The following is a 16,124-nucleotide window of genomic DNA, read 5'->3' as shown; positions in this document are numbered from 1 at the left end:
CTTATAGAAACTAGCTTCCTTACTTTTCATGCACCGGGATTGGTTAATCCCGCGTATAGGATGGCTACTGTTCGACACAGGCTTGACAGTGGGTTGCACTGTCCCGAAGCCACGGGGGTGGATGAAAGCGGCGAAAAGGAACTGGCCGATTGGGCTCCGATGGTGCTGGCGTCGGCAAATCCCCGATTACGCACTTACCTCAAACCCGCTATGGAATTTGATGCGCGGCTTGCTCGCATTGTTCTTTCCGCAAAGGAGCCGGCGCTTGCCCAGATCCGCCTTGCCTGGTGGCGTGACGAAGTTTCGCGGCAACGAGCGGATGGCGATGCGCTGCCGTCCGACCCGCTCCTCGCATCGCTCCTCGAAACCTGGACCGGTCACGATGCGTACCTGATCCGCTTGGTGGACGGTTGGGAGGAATTGATCGGCGATCCCCCTTGGGGACAAGCACCGATGGAAGCGTTCATGAAAGGCCGTGCTGGCCTATTTGAAGCAATCGCGGAATTATCAGGTAATCCGCAATGGGCGAGCTTGGCGGGACGTCACGGCAGTATCTGGGCGCTTGCCGATCTCGCCAACTTGGGTGCGACTGAACTTTCCCGAACTACCGATCTCCCTCGATTACCACTCGAACTGCGGCCGCTGGCAATTGTCGGAGGGTTGTCTCGTCGGGCACTCAAACGTGGTGGGAAGCCATTGTTCGGCGACAGGTTAAGCCCGATAGTTGCACTAAGGCTTGGAATCTTCGGCACTTAAACTAGGCTAACCCGGGGGACAGATAGGGAGCCATGCGGTGAAATCCTTCGTTACCGGTTCTTTCGTGACGCTCATAGTTATGGGTGTCGGCCTGTTCTGGTGGCAGGGGAGGGCCGAAGTCGAAGAAGCTGCGCCACCTCCCGATCCCATGGCGTTAACGGATGAGGCACCAGCTTCCGATGAATTGCCAATCACCGATCCGGGTGAGATGCAGGGACCCGCGCCGCCGGAAGCCAGCGAACTGACTAAGGAGCAGCGCCGTTTCTTTCGCTATGATCGCAATCGCGACTGGCGCATCACACGAAGCGAAATTCTTTCTTCGCGAAGCGACGGGTTCCGCAAACTCGACAAGGACAGCAACAATCTCCTCACTTTCGAGGAGTGGGCGGTGACGACCGTCGAGAAATTTGAAGGCGCGGATTCTGATGGTGACCGGGAACTTTCGCCAGGCGAGTTCGCCACTACGAAGCCGAAACCTTCAAAGCCCCGGCGCTGCGCCTGCTGATCAGGCCGGAACCGCTTCCAGCGTGTCGAGCCATTCACTGAAATCCGCTTTTGCCCTTCCGGTGTACGCTTCCTTGCGCTGCTTCTTCTTCACTTCATGCAAAGGCGGGAATAGTCCGAAATTGACATTCATCGGCTGAAACGTGTCCGCTTCCGCATCGCCGGTAATGTGCGAAAGCAGGGCACCGAAAGCAGATGTGCGCGGAGGAGAAGTCCAATCGCGGCCCATCAATTCGCTGGCTGCCATCATGCCGGCCATCAGTCCTACGGCCGAACTCTCGACATAACCTTCGCATCCGGTGATCTGCCCTGCGAAACGGACGTGCTCACCGCCGCGCAGCCGCAACTGCCTGTCGAGCACAAGTGGCGAGTTGATGAAGGTATTGCGATGCAGTCCGCCAAGTCTGGCAAATTCTGCCTTTTCCAGACCGGGGATAGTACGGAACAGTTCGATTTGAGCGCCGTACTTAAGCTTGGTCTGGAAGCCGACCATGTTCCATAGCGTGCCGAGCTTGTTGTCTTGTCGGAGCTGAACCACGGCATGAGGCCACCTTCCTTGTGGAAATTCGGGAGTTGCATCACGCGGGTTGTCCAGGCCCACAGGCTTCATCGGGCCGAAGCGCAGCGTATCGACGCCGCGCGCTGCCATTACCTCGATCGGCATGCAGCCATCAAAATAGGGCGTATCGGCTTCCCATTCTCGGAATTCGGTTTTTTCACCGTCGAGCAGTCCTTGATGGAAGGCGAGATACTGCTCCTTCGTCATCGGGCAGTTGATGTAATCCCCGTCTTCGTTCGATGCTTCCGTTCGCTTGTTCCAGCGCGACTGGATCCAGCAGACATCCATGTCGATGCTGTCGTGGTGGACGATGGGCGCGATGGCATCGAAAAAAGCCAGACGATCCTGCCCGGTGACGCTCACGATGCTCTCAGCCAGAGACTGCGCGGTGAGGGGGCCAGTGGCGACGATTGTCGGTCCCGATGAGGGAAGAACATCTACCCGCTCCCGGACCACAGTAACATTGGGGTGCTGCTCCAGAGCGCGCTGGACTTCGGCAGAGAAAGCATCACGGTCAACCGCCATAGCACTGCCTGCGGGGACTCGCGCTTTCGCTCCAGCATGCATGACGATGCTGTCGAGCCGGCGCATCTCGTGATGCAAGAGGCCAACCGCGTTCTTGTCGCTGTCGTCGGAGCGAAAACTGTTGGAGCAAACGAGTTCGGCAAGCCCATCGGTCTGGTGTGCAGCAGTAGTATCTCCGCCGCCCCGCATTTCGGAAAGACGAACCTTGAAGCCTCTCCGAGCGAGTTGCCAGGCTGCCTCGCTTCCGGCGAGACCGCCGCCGATGATCTGGATATCATGTGCCATTGTACTCGCGCACCTAGTGCTTGCACACGTCCTCTATCAAGGCCTAGCGGGGTTCCGAAGAGGAATTAGCTTGATGCCCAAACGCGCACTCATCGATCATCGGCCCTATCTACTGCTCAGCCTGCTGTTCGGCATCACTTATTTCTTCGTGATGGACGGGAAGGTCGGCGGAGCATTTCTCGCGCTATGGAAAGGTGCCGGGGTAGGATTTCTGGCTCTTTACGCTGTCCATCGCGGACAGGGGCGGGACGGTGTCCTCATCTCCTCGGTTTTGGTACTATGTGCCTTGGCGGATGTGGCCCTCCAATTCAGCTTCCTTATCGGGGGCGGGGTGTTTGCTCTTGCGCATCTCGTGGCGATCGGCCTCTACCTCTCAAACCGGCGAGAGCGCGCCACTGCGAGCCAGAGAACTGCTAGCCTCGCCTTGCTGATTATGACCCCGCTACTGGCAGGAATGTTGACTTACCCGCTCGAAAACTGGTTTTTGGCTGTGCTTTACGCCCTCGCGGTGGGAGCGATGGCTTGTGCGGCGTGGATGAGCCGGTTCCCGAGGTACCGGGTAGGAGTCGGAGCAGTGCTCTTCGTCGCGAGCGACTTAGTCATTTTCGCCCGCGAAGCTGGCCATGTGTCGCAAGACTTGGGCGATTGGCTTGTCTGGCCGCTGTATTACGTCGGCCAATTCCTTATCGCTACGGGAGTGATCCAGACCATCCGAAAGGAAGCGGTCTGAGCCAAGCCCCCAAACCGCTTACCCTCCCGGTTCATCCTCGATATTCTTATCCGAGTGTGCTGTCGTATGCGGCGTAGTCGGGTGCAGGCTTCCGCCACGCTCGGCGATTTCGTTTTGAACGAGTTCTTCGGCCGGGTTTTCCGGCTCCTCGGTCTCATCAATCAGAGCCGCGCCCACGATGTGCTCACCCTTGGCAACGTTGAAAATCCGTACACCTGACGAGCCGCGCCCCGAGATCGAGAAGCCCTCGTGGTTGCCGAAGCCGCCTTCGACCAAATGCCGGAGGTGGATTGGCAGGCGGATCAGTTTGGCCTGATCGGTCACTAGCATCAGCTGCGAGCCATGCTTGACCGGGAAGCTGGCGACCACCGGTCCATTTCGATCGGGATTACTCGACGGCTCGCCGATGTTGGTGAGCCCCATGCCGCCGCGTCCGATGGTGCGGTATTCGTAAGAGGAAGAAATCTTGCCGTATCCATTGGCGGTCAGTGTGAGAATGAATTCCTCGGTCTCGGCGAGTTTGGCCGCCTTTTCGGCGTCGAGCGCCGATTCATTTTCATTATTTTTCCAGTCCGCAGCGCGAAGATAACCTTCACGGACTTCGGTCTCACGCTCCCCGGCGTCGAGGACCGCCATCGACACGACTTTCTGACCTTCTTTCAACTTCATGCCGCGAACACCGATGCCGGTGCGGCTCTTTGTTTCGCGTGCGTCGGTGGCGGAGAAGCGGATTGCCTTGCCCGAATCGGAGGCAAGGAAAATCTCTTGCTCTTCGGTCAGTAGCTCGACGCCAATGAGACGATCGCCGCTGCCTTCCACGAACCCCATGGCGTATTTACCGTTGCTGGGCACGTTGGTGAAGGCGTCCATCGAGTTGCGCCGCACCATGCCCTGTTCCGTCGCGAAGACGATGTTGAGCTTGGACCACTCGTTTTCGTCCTCTGGCAAAGCCAGAACGTTGGTTACACGTTCCTCGTCCCCCAAAGGAAGGAGGTTGACCATCGGGCGGCCCTTTGTCTGCGGACTCCCTTCGGGAAGTTTCCAGACCTTCTTTCGGTATACACGGCCAGTATTAGTAAAGAAAAGCACAGGATTATGCGTCGAAGTTACAAACATTTCGACGACGGCATCCTCATCCTTGGTCGCCATGCCGCTACGGCCCTTGCCACCGCGGGCCTGGGCACGAAACGCATCGAGAGGAGTGCGCTTGATGTATCCGCCATGCGTGACGGTGACGACCATCTCCTCACGCTCAATTAGGTCTTCATCATCAATACCATCCCACGCCGGTGCGATCTCCGAGACGCGCGGGGTCGCATAGGCCGCCTTGATCTCTTCCAACTCACCACGCATCACACCGTAAAGCTTCACACGATCAGCAAGAATCGAAAGATATTCCTCAATCGAGAGCGAGAGTTGCTTGAGCTCGTCGCCAATTTCGTCACGGCCCAGAGCGGTCAGGCGGTGCAAACGAAGATCGAGAATGGCCTTTACCTGCCGTTCGGACAGGCGATAGGTCCCGCCGTCTTGCTCCGCACTCGGCTCGATTGCCTCGACCAACGCAATGTACTGAGCAATATCGCCGATCGGCCATTCCTTGGTGAGCAGGCGCGAGCGCGCCTCCGCCGGAGTGGGCGCACTGCGGATCATTGCCACAACCTCGTCGAGGTTGGAGACGGCGACCACAAGACCGAGCAAGATATGCGCCCGGTCACGAGCCTTATTCAATTCGTACTTGGTCCGGCGCGTGATCACTTCCTCGCGGAAAGTGATGAACGCCTGGATGAACTCACGCAGGGTCAGGACTTCGGGGCGACCGCCGCTGATAGCCAGCATATTCGCCGGGAAGCTTGCCTGCGCGGGAGTGTAGCGCCAGATTTGGTTGAGCACGACATCGGGCGAAGCATCCCGCTTGAGGTCCACGACCACACGCATGCCCCGGCGACTCGACTCGTCGCGGATGTCCGAGATACCCTCGATCCGCTTGTCCTTCGCGGCCTCTGCAATCTTCTCGACAAGTCCGCTCTTGCCTACCTGGAAGGGGATCGACGTAAGGACGATCGATTTGCGGTCGCCGCGCTTGTCCTCGATTTCGTGGCGCGCGCGCTGCAGGATTGAGCCACGGCCTGTAGTGTAGGCCGCACGGGCGCCCGACTTACCGAGTATTAAAGGTGCCGTCGGGAAATCCGGGCCCGGTATGATCTCGAAGAGTTCCTCATTCGTGATCGCGGGGTTGTCCATATAGGCAAAACACCCGTCGATAACCTCCCCGAGATTATGCGGCGGTATATTGGTCGCCATCCCGACCGCGATGCCGCCCGCGCCATTGATGAGGAGGTTTGGGAAACGAGCAGGAAGAACGGTAGGTTCTCGCCGCGACCCATCGTAGTTGTCGGCGAAATCAACAGTGTCCTTGTCGAGATCATCCAGAAGCGAGTTTGCAACCCGGGCAAGTCGCGCTTCGGTGTAACGCATCGACGCGGGCGGATCCGGGTCCATCGACCCGAAATTGCCCTGACCGTCGATCAACGGAACGCGAAGCGACCAATTTTGGGTCATTCGAGCAAGCGCATCATAGATCGCTGCGTCGCCGTGCGGGTGATAGTTACCCATGACGTCGCCCACTATTTTGGCGCTCTTGCGGAATGGCCTCCCTGCAACGAATCCACCTTCGTTGCTGGCGTAGAGAATCCGACGATGGACGGGCTTCAGGCCGTCGCGCACGTCCGGGAGAGCGCGGCTCACAATCACGCTCATCGCGTAATCAAGATAACTTGCCTTCATCTCATCGACGATGTCGATGCGGGTGTGCTCTTCGCCGCTGGGTGCGGGGGAATCGATCAGATCGATGTCGTCAGCCAAAACTTGGGTGATCCATGTGCTGTTAGTGACAGATGTGCAGGGAACGTAGCTTAGGGGAGGGGACCCGCGAGCGCCACTGATTGCGGGAACCGAAGGACAGTTTCGTGCGCTTTTTCCACATATGGGTGCCTAGCGCGCCGATAGTAAGGATTAACCGAAGGACAGGCCTGCATTCAAACACCGTTCAGCGCATTTCGGCTACACAAGTTGCAATGAAGCGCAGAAGCGGCAATGGCCGCATCCTTTTTTGAGATTAGCGCCTCGAGGCGCTGTTGCCCTTAATTCACTCTTGGGAGTCATCGAATGATTTTTACCCGCCCCAATACTGTCTCGCGTCCGTTCTCGGCAGTCGCAATGGCGCTCGTAATCGCCGCGAGCGGCGCTATGGGAACTATTGCCTTTCCTGAGCCCGCGCACGCCCAAGACGAAGACGAAGAGCGTAAGCCAGAGTATTCGAAGGAGTTTATCGCAGCCTATCAGCCTGTAGAGGCGGCGCTCAAGGCGGAAGCACCGAATCCAGCAGCTGCGAAAGCTTTGATTCCGCCCTTGGTGGCCGCCAGCAAGAACGCTGACGAGAAGCGTGCTACCGGCGGAGTCTTGCTCAATCTAGGCAACGAGACCGATGATGCAGCGCTCCGTCTTCAGGGGATCGAATTGATGCTTGAAAGTGGCATCCTCGAACCGAAGCTTGAGGGGCAGCTAAGTTTTGCAGCGTATCAGGCGTATCGCGACGAGAACAATGTCGCAGCGGCAAAAACTGCTCTCGAGCGAGCCATCGCTGTCAACCATACCTTCGAAGCGACGATGACTGACGGCAGCCAGCGCAATTTTGGTGCGGACGACATGCGCACGATGATTGCGGATCTGTACTTTGATCAGGGCAATTTTGCTGAAGGCCTAGCCTACCTTTCGGACCAGATCGAGGAACGTCGCAGCGCTGGCGGACAAATTCCGGAAAACTGGATACGCAAGGGGCTGTCGACTGCTTACGAAAATGAAATCAATGATGTGACGCCGAAATACGTTGCTATGCTCGCAGAGAATTATCCTAGCGATGTCGTGTGGGGTGATGCAGTTATCGTAACCTTGAATGCGAACAGCTATCAAAATCCGGAAGTTCTGGACCTGCTGCGCCTCTCACGGCGGACTAAGGCGTACAACGACGCCCGCGTACTTACCGAATACGTCGAAATTCTGGACCCGCGCCGTTATCCTGGCGAGGTTGTCTCGGTGATCGACGAAGGAAGCGCCCTCGGTGTGATCGACAAGGCGGACTCGTTTATCGCTGAGACGCGCACCGAAGCTGCGGGCCGTGTCGAGACAGACCGAGCCGATTTGCCGAGCCTCGCCGCTGATGCAAGAGCATCTGGTGCCAACCTCAAGACGCTCGTGGTCGCTGGCGACACTTTCCTAAGCTATGACAAGCCAGCTGAAGCCGAGGAATTTTATACGAAGGCGCTCGGCATGTCCGGCGTGGAAACGCCTTTGGTTCTGACCCGTCTCGGCATCGCGCAGTATGACCAAGGTAAATATGCCGAAGCTGTCGAGACTTTCAATAAAGTCGAAGGGGCCCGCAAGGATATCGCCAATCTCTGGGCAATTTATGCGGCGCAGAAAGCCGGCGTATAATTGGAATTGAAGAGCAGATAAGTAGAGCGGCGCGGTTTCCACCAGGAACCCGCGCCGCATTCATTTTTAGCGAAGTCGTTTTACGTATAGCGTGTTTTCGCGGCGTTCGACTTTGAACTGATCCATCGACTGAAAAAGGTCCGACAGGCGTTTGAATCCGTAGTTTCGAACATCGAAGCTCGACCGATTTCCCGCAAGACTGCCCACCTCTCCCATTTGAGCGAAGCCATCCTCGTCCCGATTTGCAGCCTTCCATGCGGTCCCGAGGAGTTCAACCAGTTCCTCGTCGATCGTCGACTTGGATTTCTCTCCTAGGGTTTTGGACGGGGTGGCTTCATCGGAAGCTCCGGCGATCAATGCATCGATATCGATAAACCGGGTACAGGCGCTTTTGAAAGCATCCGGAGTCTTGTTCTTGCTGCCGAAGCCGTAGACGATCAGACCATCCTGCCGAAGCCGTGTTGCCAGGGGCGTAAAATCGCTGTCCGAGCTCATGATTCCGAACCCGTCCACCTTACCTTGATACAGCAAATCGATCGCGTCGATGGTCATGGCCATATCCGTCGCGTTCTTGCCTGCCGTTAGGTCGAATTGCTGTTGGGGGCGGATGCCATATTTGTGGGTAATCTTGTCCCATTTGGCGAGGTTGTTCTTGGCGAAATTACCATAGGCGCGCTTGATGTTCACCTGCCCGAGTTCTGCCATGACGGTGAGAACTGGGTCGATCCCGCGCGGAGATGTATTGTCCGCATCGATCAGGAGGGCGATGTTCTTGAGGTCCTTGTCTGACATAAGCCCTCACATGACGATCAACTGCGGGGAGGGCAAGTCAATCGGTTGGCGAGAATTCCCCGGTGCGATCATTCAAGACGCGCAGAATACCGTCGGAGATCGCAAAATGCGCGCCGCGAAGATTCAGCTCACCGCTTTCAACTTTGTCCGCGACATACGGAAATGTCCGCAAGTTGAAGAGGCTGACTTTTACAGCCTCCAACTCCATCGCGAGTTCCGCTTCACGGCCCGTCGTTCCCAAAGAGGCCGCAATCGGTTCGCGCGCCTCGTCGAGCATGTCGACCCAATGGGCGACAAAGCCACCTTCGCCGAGCTCGTTCCCGTGGAGATCTTGGGTCAGCGCCGCCTTGCAGCCACCACACAATCCATGGCCCATCACGACTATCTCGCGCACCTTGAGAAATTGAACGGCAAATTCTACTGCGGCCGACACGCCGTGACGCCCGGGCGTGGTTTCAAACGGGGGAACGAGCGCGGCCACATTGCGCACGACGAATATCTCCCCCGGCGCGACATCGAGGATCTGAGCGGGGTCGACGCGGCTATCCGAGCATGAAATAACCATTACCTGGGGAGACTGACCTTCTGCGAGTTGCTCCCAGCGCTCACGCTCTTCTTGCCATTCGGTGGCGCGGAAATTGCGGTAACCGTCGATCATCTGGTCAAATGTCTTCATGGCTTGCTGCTGCCCATAATCCCCTCACGTTGCAAGCCCGCTGCGCAAATGCGGTATAGCTATGCAAGGTTGCGGGACGGGTCGATGAGGCCTAGATGGGCCGCGCAATGAACGACCTCTCATCCACGCCCAAGCCCATCGAAGACGGCGGCGATCAGCCGCGCAAACAGCGCAAGCCCGATTGGATCCGCGTGAAGGCTCCGGTCAGCAAGGGTTATCACGAAACGCGCAAGCTGATGCGCGACCTTTCGCTTAACACGGTTTGCGAAGAAGCCGCATGTCCGAACATCGGTGAATGCTGGGATAAGAAGCACGCTACGGTGATGATCCTGGGCGACGTCTGCACGCGTGCTTGCGCGTTTTGCAACGTCAAGACCGGCATGCCGCGATTGGTCGATCCGATGGAGCCGGAAAACGTCGCCATCGCCGCAGGCAAAATGGGCCTTAAACACATCGTGATCACCAGTGTGGACAGAGATGATCTGCCGGATGGCGGTGCCGACCAGTTCGTCAAGGTAATCACGGCACTGCGGCGCGAAACGCCGGATACTACGATCGAGATCCTGACTCCCGATTTCCGCGGCAAGATGAGAGCTGCGGTGGAGAAGATCTGCGAGGCCGGGCCCGACGTATACAACCATAACCTCGAGACAGTTCCGCGTCTGTATCCGACAATCCGGCCGGGCGCGCGCTATTACGCCTCGCTGCGACTGCTGGAAGAAGTGAAGTCGCACGATCCGCTGATTTTTACCAAGTCAGGCATAATGCTTGGGCTGGGAGAGCAACGCCTAGAGGTCCATCAGGTGATGGATGACATGCGCAGCGCGGACGTCGATTTCATCACGATGGGTCAATATCTTCAGCCCACTCCGAAGCACGCTGCGGTCGAGGATTTCGTGACGCCGAAGGCTTTCGCCGCATATGGCTCGATCGCTCGTGCCAAGGGCTTTCTGCAGGTGGCCTCCAGTCCGCTCACCCGATCGAGCTATCACGCAGGCGACGATTTCGCGGTAATGAAAGCCGCGCGCGAAGAACGTCTGGCTAAGGAGCTCGCGAGGCAAAAGGCCTGATGCCCGGAATTAGCGAGACGCGCCGCCTCCCATACAGCTGCGAACAGATGTTCGACCTAGTCGCCGATGTAGCAAACTATCCCAAGTTCCTTCCCTGGGTCGTTGCCACGCGGGTGCGCAGCAATAGCGAAGCCGAAATGGAAGCCGACATGTTGGTCGGCTTCAAGGCGATAAGAGAGAAGTTCACGTCGCGCGTAATCAAGAGCCGCCCCGACCATCTCGAGGTCTTCTATATCGACGGTCCTCTGAAAGACCTGGACAACAAATGGAACTTCAAGAGGCTCTCCGATGGGGGCTGCGAGATCGAATTTTGCGTCGATTTCACTTTCCGTAACGCGGTCTTCGAAGCGCTGGCAGGACAATATTTCGACCGTGCGTTCCGCAAGATGGTGGAAGCATTCGAAAAGCGGGCTGATGAACTATACGGTCGGGAGAACGCCGCCGCTAACCTCTAGGGTAACAGAAGTTCTAATGCGCAAATGGTAGCCTCCCGGCGGATATCGGCGCGCGAGGTAGGCTCGAATTTCTTTAACTCCCCTTCCGGCTCGCCCTCTTGCCCACGAACTACCTTGGCGAAAACGACAGTTCCCACCGGCTTCAGCGCTGTGCCCCCCGCAGGACCCGCAACCCCGCTGATCGCAACAGCTACATCCGCGTTGCTTGCAACAAGGGCACCTTTTGCCATAGCCCAGGCGCAAGCGATGGATACCGCTCCGAAAGTCTCGATAATGTCCAGCGGAACGCGGAGCGCCTCCATCTTGGCTTCGTTTGAATATGTTACGAAGCCACGATCGAAGACGGCAGAGGAACCGGGAATTTCAGTAAGTGCTGCAGAGACGAGCCCGCCAGTGCAACTTTCCGCCACCACCAGTTTGCGGCCCGCCGCAAGGTTTTCCTCGATGACTCTCGTAGCAAGCGCCTCGATGTCGTCCGGGAGAAGTTTATGGAGCGTCATGCTCGTCTCGATTTCATGAGTTGCGGATCACCGTAGCGACGGCTTGGGCGGCAATACCTTCGCCGCGTCCTGTAAAGCCGAGCCGCTCGGTAGTCGTTGCCTTTACCGATATTGCTCCCGTGTCAACGCCCAGAAGCTCGGCAATTCTCTCTCTCATGGCGTCCCGGTGAGGCCCGATCTTTGGAGCTTCGCAGATTATCGTGAGGTCGATATTGCCGGTTCGATATCCCGATTTCCTAACGAGATCAGCGGCATGAGCAAGAAAGCGGTCGCTACTCACTCCTCGCCATTGCGGTTCGGAGGGCGGGAAATGGCTGCCGATATCCCCATTGCCAATTGCACCGAGCAACGCATCGACAATGGCATGCAGGGCAACGTCGGCATCGCTGTGGCCAGCTAGGCCCCTGTTATGCTCAATCCTAATGCCCCCCAGCCAGAGTTCTTCGCCCTCGGCCAGCTTGTGCACATCGAAGCCGGTCCCGATCCGGACAGGAGGCAAGTCTGACATAAAATCTTCCGCGAAAGTAAGTTTCTGGAGGCGTTCGTCGCCTTCGACCATCACCACTGAGCCCCCAGCTGCACATAGCACTTGGGCATCGTCTCCCGCATTCGGCTCACCCTCCCAAGACGCGTGTGCCGCAATGATATCAGCATAGCGAAAAGCCTGCGGTGTCTGGACCCGGCGGAGCTTCGCGCGGTCACCGCTACCAGCCATAATCCCCAGCTCATCTATAGCGAGACTGTCGATCACCGGAAGGGTGGGAATTGCGCCGGGGTGCTGTTCCAGCGCAGCAAGAAGCCGCGAAATAACTGCGTGGGGAAGATTAGGGCGCGCCGCATCGTGAATTAGCACGCGGTCGGCTGATCCAACGGCGCTGAGCCCAATCATTACCGATTGTTGACGTGTCCTACTGCCCGCTACTGCCTGCCAACCTCCAAGTCCGTGCAATGCGTTGCGGGTTGTAACTTCCTCGCCGGCCGGGATCACAATGACTAGCGGATCCGCTCCAGCTTGCAGAAGGGCCTCGACAGGATGGCGTAGCACCGGCTTGCCGCGCCAGTTGGCGAATTGCTTAGGGAGAACCTGACCTGCGCGGAGACCTTTCCCTGCAGCTACCACGATAGCGGCGAAAGGGGGAAGGGTGGCGGCATCTTGCATAGCTATACCGCCCGCTAGCGCCTTGAGGTTTTTGCTGCAACGCACTATGTGCCTGCCTAATATTTAGGCAATGATTGAAAATGACCGCGCGAACCCTCCCTCCCGCACCCCCAAAGCCGATCCATATTGGCAATGTGGCCATTGACATACCTGTCATCTTGGCACCCATGACCGGCGTCACAGACCTGCCGTTCCGAAAGCTGGTTCGCAAATATGGTTCCGGACTCAATGTCACCGAGATGATCGCGAGCGAAGCCGCAATCCGCGAGACGCGCCAGTCAGTCCAGAAGGCAGCATGGGATCCCATCGAAGAACCGGTTTCGATGCAATTGGTCGGCTGCGATCCAGTAAGCATGGGCGAGGCTGCAAAGCTCCAGCAGGGCAATGGTGCCGATATAATCGACATCAATTTCGGTTGCCCAGTGCGGAAGGTCGTCGGCCAGTTAGCTGGTTCTGCACTGATGCGCGAAGTCCCGCTCGCTACCAAGCTTATGGAAGCGACAGTCAAGGCAGTCGACGTACCGGTGACGGTCAAAATGCGTATGGGATGGGACCACGGCGATCTCAATGCCCCGGAGTTGGCACGGATAGCCGAGGATCTTGGCGTGAAGATGATCACTGTCCACGGCCGAACGCGCAATCAAATGTACAAGGGCAGCGCGGACTGGGAATTTATCCGCAAGGTCAAGGACGCCGTTTCTATTCCAGTGATCGTGAACGGTGACATCTGCACCATCGAAGACGCCGGCAAGGCGCTCACACAGTCAGGGGCTGACGGCCTCATGATTGGGCGCGGCGCTTATGGCAAGCCTTGGTTGCTTGCACAGGTCATGCATTGGTGGCGGACCGGCGAATTGCTCGAAAGCCCGAGTTTCGATGAGCAATATAAGGTTGTGCTCGATCATTATCGCGACATGCTCGAGCTGTACGGCGAACAGGTGGGTGTTAAAATCGCGCGTAAGCACTTGGGCTGGTACACAAAGGGGATGCACGGCTCAGCAGAGTTCCGCCATCGCGTGAATTTCATCGACAATGCGGTTGAAGTTATTGATGAATTGGGACGTTTCTACGAACCGTTTCTTCATCGGCGCGCGGCATGAAGCAGGGGCCGGGCGCGCCCGACGCTGCCACTCAGATTTCCGGACTGATCTTCGCAGTCCTTCTGCTCGATGACGAGGATCGAATTGTCGAAGCCAATCCTGCGGCCGAAGAGCTTTTGGGTCGAAGTGCTATCCGGCTCTTACAGGCCAGACTGCTTGACGTGATCGATATCGACAATGATCGCCTGCGCCAATGCATGCAGAATTGCGATGCTCAGGTTATCGCACGCGGAGTATCTATCGATCCGGGGCAGGGCGCCCGCCGCGTAAATTTTACCAGTTCCCCTCTTCCAGCCCACCCTGGATGGCGTGTCGTGACGCTCTCCGAAGTAGGACAAGAGGGTAATGATGGGGACGAAGAGGATCGCGTCGAGTTGCGCGCTCCTTCGGTCCTCGCGCATGAAATCAAAAATCCGCTTTCTGCTATCCGTGGAGCGAGCCAACTGCTCGCACGTCGAGCTTCGGAACGTGACCGGCCACTTGCCACCATGATCGAAGGCGAGGTCGACCGGATTGCCCAGTTGATCGACCGGATGCAGCAGCTCGGCAGCCGCAGCCAGTTGGCAACCGGCCCATGCAACCTGCACGAAGCGATCCGCAATGCCATGGCAACTGTCCGCGCGGGTCGCGATGATCGTTGCGACCTGGTCGAGGAATTCGACCCATCTCTGCCTCCAGTCAAGGCGGACCGGGGGGCCCTCGAGCAGGTGATGATCAATTTGCTGGCCAACGCTTGCGATGCCTGTGCGAAAATGGACGGCGCTCGCATTTCCGTCCGAACACGATTTGTCAGTGGGCTGGTATTTTCCGCCATCCGCTTGGGTAAGGCGACCCGCCTCCCGCTCGAGATTACCGTCACCGATCCCGGTCCCGGCCTCGCCCCGGAACTGCGAGAACATGCGTTCGAGCCCTTCGTATCCGGGAAACAGAATGGCCAAGGGCTGGGCCTCGCACTCGTCCGCAAGCTCTTGCGCGACATGGGGGGGCGCATCGTCCACGAGCGCGACGAGCGCGCCGGCCTTACGCATTTTCGAATCAATCTGCCCGTTGCCGACAGGAAGCCGTCATGACCCGCAAGGTACTTTTGGTCGAGGATGATCGCGCCATTGCGACTGTCATCGTCGAGGCATTGCTCGACGAGGGCTTCAAGGTCACCACCTGTGCAAGCATCGCGAAACGTGACGAGCTTCTCGCTCATGATCGTTTCGACTTGATGTTGACCGATATCATGCTCGAAGACGGTGACGGTCTGGATACAGTCAGCCGCGTCCGCGAAAATGCGCCGGCAATGCCTATCATCGTATTGTCCGCGCAAAACACACTCGATACGGCAATCCGCGCGAGCGACAGCGAGGCGTTCGAGTATTTTCCCAAGCCGTTCGACCTCGATGAACTGACGCGGGCAGTCCATCAGGCCACCTCGCGTTCGCGCACCACTCTATCTGAGGAGCGCGATGGAGAGAGCACGGAACTTCCCTTGATCGGTCGCAGCCGAGCAATGCAGGACGTCTACCGGATGATAACCCGCGTCCTGAGGAATGATCTCACGGTGCTGGTCACCGGAGAAAGCGGGACCGGGAAGGAACTGGTGGCAGAGGCGATCCATCAGTTGGGTTCACGCAGGACTGGACCATTTCTGGCGGTCAATATGGCTGCAATCCCGCGAGACTTGCTCGAAAGCGAGCTCTTCGGACACGAACGCGGAGCGTTTACCGGCGCGCACTCTCAGTCGATCGGCAAATTCGAACAAGCGAACGGCGGAACCCTGTTTCTCGACGAGATCGGCGATATGCCTGCCGAAGCTCAGACCAGGCTGTTGCGTGCACTCCAATCCGGCCGGATCCGGCGCGTCGGGGGGCGTCAGGAAATTGCTGTCGATGTTCGAATTGTGGCGGCCACCAACCGGGACCTCGCACCGATGATCAGAGACGGACGCTTCAGGGAAGATTTGTTTTACCGACTGAATGTCGTTCCCATTCACTTGCCACCGCTCAGAGACCGCAAAGATGATCTCGGAGCACTTATACGTCATTTCCTCGCTGAAGCCAGGGAGCAAGGGCTTTCCCATCACACCATAGACGATGATGCCGTTCTTCGACTGTCGTTTCATGATTGGCCGGGCAATGTCCGCGAACTGCGGAACTTCGTATTTCGGATGTCTCTGATGGCGCGCGAAGAAAGAATTGATGAGAATCTTGTCGCTGATCTCCTTCCCCAAAAAGCGGAATCAGATGCGGCTTGCGAAGACTCCGCCTTTGAAAGCGCTCTGAATGACTGGCTCGCACGAAACGCGGCCACCCAAGGAACCGTCTACCACCAGGCGCTAGCCGCATTCGAGAAGCCTTTGATCGAACACGCGCTTCGAGAAACTCAAGGTAACCAGTTTCGTGCCGCCCAGTTTTTGGGCATTAATCGCAACACTTTACGCAAGAAACTTAGTGAACTCGCTATCCGCCCAGAGGTTTTCGTCCAGCGAACGTGACGCGCGTTTCATCGCTTTTATGCTTGCAAATTTGCAACAG

15 protein-coding genes are annotated in these 16,124 nt (G+C 57.6%); 9 read left to right on the top strand and 6 right to left on the bottom strand.

Annotation, left to right across the window (positions count from 1 at the left end; translation table 11 throughout):
• The first annotated feature begins 117 nt into the window (after nt 1–117).
• Together GRI69_RS09600 and GRI69_RS09595 are read left to right on the top strand one after the other, a co-directional pair.
• Nucleotides 118–756 (top strand): hypothetical protein, encoded by a 639-nt coding sequence (locus GRI69_RS09600; protein WP_160728063.1) that lies wholly within the window; start codon nt 118–120, stop codon nt 754–756.
• 37 nt (nt 757–793) lie between these two features.
• The gene (locus tag GRI69_RS09595; protein ID WP_160728062.1) at nt 794–1,261 is read left to right on the top strand and encodes an EF-hand domain-containing protein; all 468 of its coding nucleotides are present in this window, start codon (nt 794–796) and stop codon (nt 1,259–1,261) included.
• On the opposite strand, the gene trmFO is transcribed toward GRI69_RS09595, so the two are convergent.
• Nucleotides 1,262–2,629 (bottom strand): methylenetetrahydrofolate--tRNA-(uracil(54)-C(5))-methyltransferase (FADH(2)-oxidizing) TrmFO, encoded by a 1,368-nt coding sequence (trmFO, locus tag GRI69_RS09590; protein WP_160728061.1) that lies wholly within the window; start codon nt 2,627–2,629, stop codon nt 1,262–1,264.
• Nucleotides 2,630–2,702: 73 nt separating this feature from the next.
• Between trmFO and GRI69_RS09585 the strand changes: the two genes are divergently transcribed.
• Nucleotides 2,703–3,359 (top strand): lysoplasmalogenase family protein, encoded by a 657-nt coding sequence (locus GRI69_RS09585; RefSeq protein ID WP_160728060.1) that lies wholly within the window; start codon nt 2,703–2,705, stop codon nt 3,357–3,359.
• Between the two features lie 18 nt (nt 3,360–3,377).
• Here GRI69_RS09585 and gyrA read toward each other — a convergent pair whose 3' ends face one another.
• Nucleotides 3,378–6,221, bottom strand: coding sequence for a DNA gyrase subunit A (gene gyrA / locus GRI69_RS09580; RefSeq protein WP_160728059.1), 2,844 nt, complete (start codon nt 6,219–6,221; stop codon nt 3,378–3,380).
• Nucleotides 6,222–6,524: 303 nt separating this feature from the next.
• Between gyrA and GRI69_RS09575 the strand changes: the two genes are divergently transcribed.
• Nucleotides 6,525–7,850 (top strand): hypothetical protein, encoded by a 1,326-nt coding sequence (locus GRI69_RS09575; protein WP_160728058.1) that lies wholly within the window; start codon nt 6,525–6,527, stop codon nt 7,848–7,850.
• A 66-nt stretch (nt 7,851–7,916) separates the two neighbouring features.
• On the opposite strand, the gene GRI69_RS09570 is transcribed toward GRI69_RS09575, so the two are convergent.
• Together GRI69_RS09570 and GRI69_RS09565 are read right to left on the bottom strand one after the other, a co-directional pair.
• A complete protein-coding gene (locus tag GRI69_RS09570; protein WP_160728057.1) occupies nt 7,917–8,642 on the bottom strand; it encodes an NYN domain-containing protein in 726 nt (241 codons plus the stop codon).
• 37 nt (nt 8,643–8,679) lie between these two features.
• A complete protein-coding gene (locus tag GRI69_RS09565; protein WP_160728056.1) occupies nt 8,680–9,318 on the bottom strand; it encodes a carbonic anhydrase in 639 nt (212 codons plus the stop codon).
• A 107-nt stretch (nt 9,319–9,425) separates the two neighbouring features.
• Here GRI69_RS09565 and lipA point away from each other — a divergent pair, with 107 nt between their 5' ends.
• Together lipA and GRI69_RS09555 are read left to right on the top strand one after the other, a co-directional pair.
• The gene (gene lipA / locus GRI69_RS09560; RefSeq protein WP_160728055.1) at nt 9,426–10,388 is read left to right on the top strand and encodes a lipoyl synthase; all 963 of its coding nucleotides are present in this window, start codon (nt 9,426–9,428) and stop codon (nt 10,386–10,388) included.
• Nucleotides 10,388–10,843: a type II toxin-antitoxin system RatA family toxin gene (locus tag GRI69_RS09555; RefSeq protein WP_160728054.1), complete on the top strand. Its 456-nt coding sequence runs from the start codon at nt 10,388–10,390 to the stop codon at nt 10,841–10,843. Before lipA ends, GRI69_RS09555 begins: the two co-directional genes overlap by 1 nt.
• On the opposite strand, the gene GRI69_RS09550 is transcribed toward GRI69_RS09555, so the two are convergent.
• Nucleotides 10,840–11,343, bottom strand: coding sequence for a CinA family protein (locus GRI69_RS09550; RefSeq protein ID WP_160728053.1), 504 nt, complete (start codon nt 11,341–11,343; stop codon nt 10,840–10,842). The genes GRI69_RS09555 and GRI69_RS09550 overlap by 4 nt on opposite strands.
• Before the next feature lie 13 nt (nt 11,344–11,356).
• Complete coding sequence (locus GRI69_RS09545) at nt 11,357–12,502, bottom strand: bifunctional 2-C-methyl-D-erythritol 4-phosphate cytidylyltransferase/2-C-methyl-D-erythritol 2,4-cyclodiphosphate synthase (RefSeq protein ID WP_160728052.1); 1,146 nt, start codon at nt 12,500–12,502, stop codon at nt 11,357–11,359.
• An 80-nt stretch (nt 12,503–12,582) separates the two neighbouring features.
• On the opposite strand from GRI69_RS09545, the gene dusB reads away from it, so the two are divergent.
• The 3 genes from dusB to ntrC are packed head-to-tail and all read left to right on the top strand — an operon-like array spanning nt 12,583 to nt 16,084.
• Nucleotides 12,583–13,602, top strand: a complete 1,020-nt coding sequence (gene dusB, locus GRI69_RS09540) for a tRNA dihydrouridine synthase DusB (protein ID WP_160728051.1) — start codon at nt 12,583–12,585, stop codon at nt 13,600–13,602.
• Nucleotides 13,599–14,672, top strand: a complete 1,074-nt coding sequence (locus GRI69_RS09535) for a two-component system sensor histidine kinase NtrB (protein ID WP_160728050.1) — start codon at nt 13,599–13,601, stop codon at nt 14,670–14,672. Before dusB ends, GRI69_RS09535 begins: the two co-directional genes overlap by 4 nt.
• Nucleotides 14,669–16,084, top strand: coding sequence for a nitrogen regulation protein NR(I) (gene ntrC / locus GRI69_RS09530; RefSeq protein ID WP_160728049.1), 1,416 nt, complete (start codon nt 14,669–14,671; stop codon nt 16,082–16,084). Before GRI69_RS09535 ends, ntrC begins: the two co-directional genes overlap by 4 nt.
• Nucleotides 16,085–16,124: the final 40 nt, after the last annotated feature.

The organism is Qipengyuania vulgaris, assembly GCF_009827325.1.
GTDB lineage: Bacteria > Pseudomonadota > Alphaproteobacteria > Sphingomonadales > Sphingomonadaceae > Qipengyuania > Qipengyuania vulgaris.
This window is presented reverse-complemented; position numbering and strand designations above follow the sequence as displayed.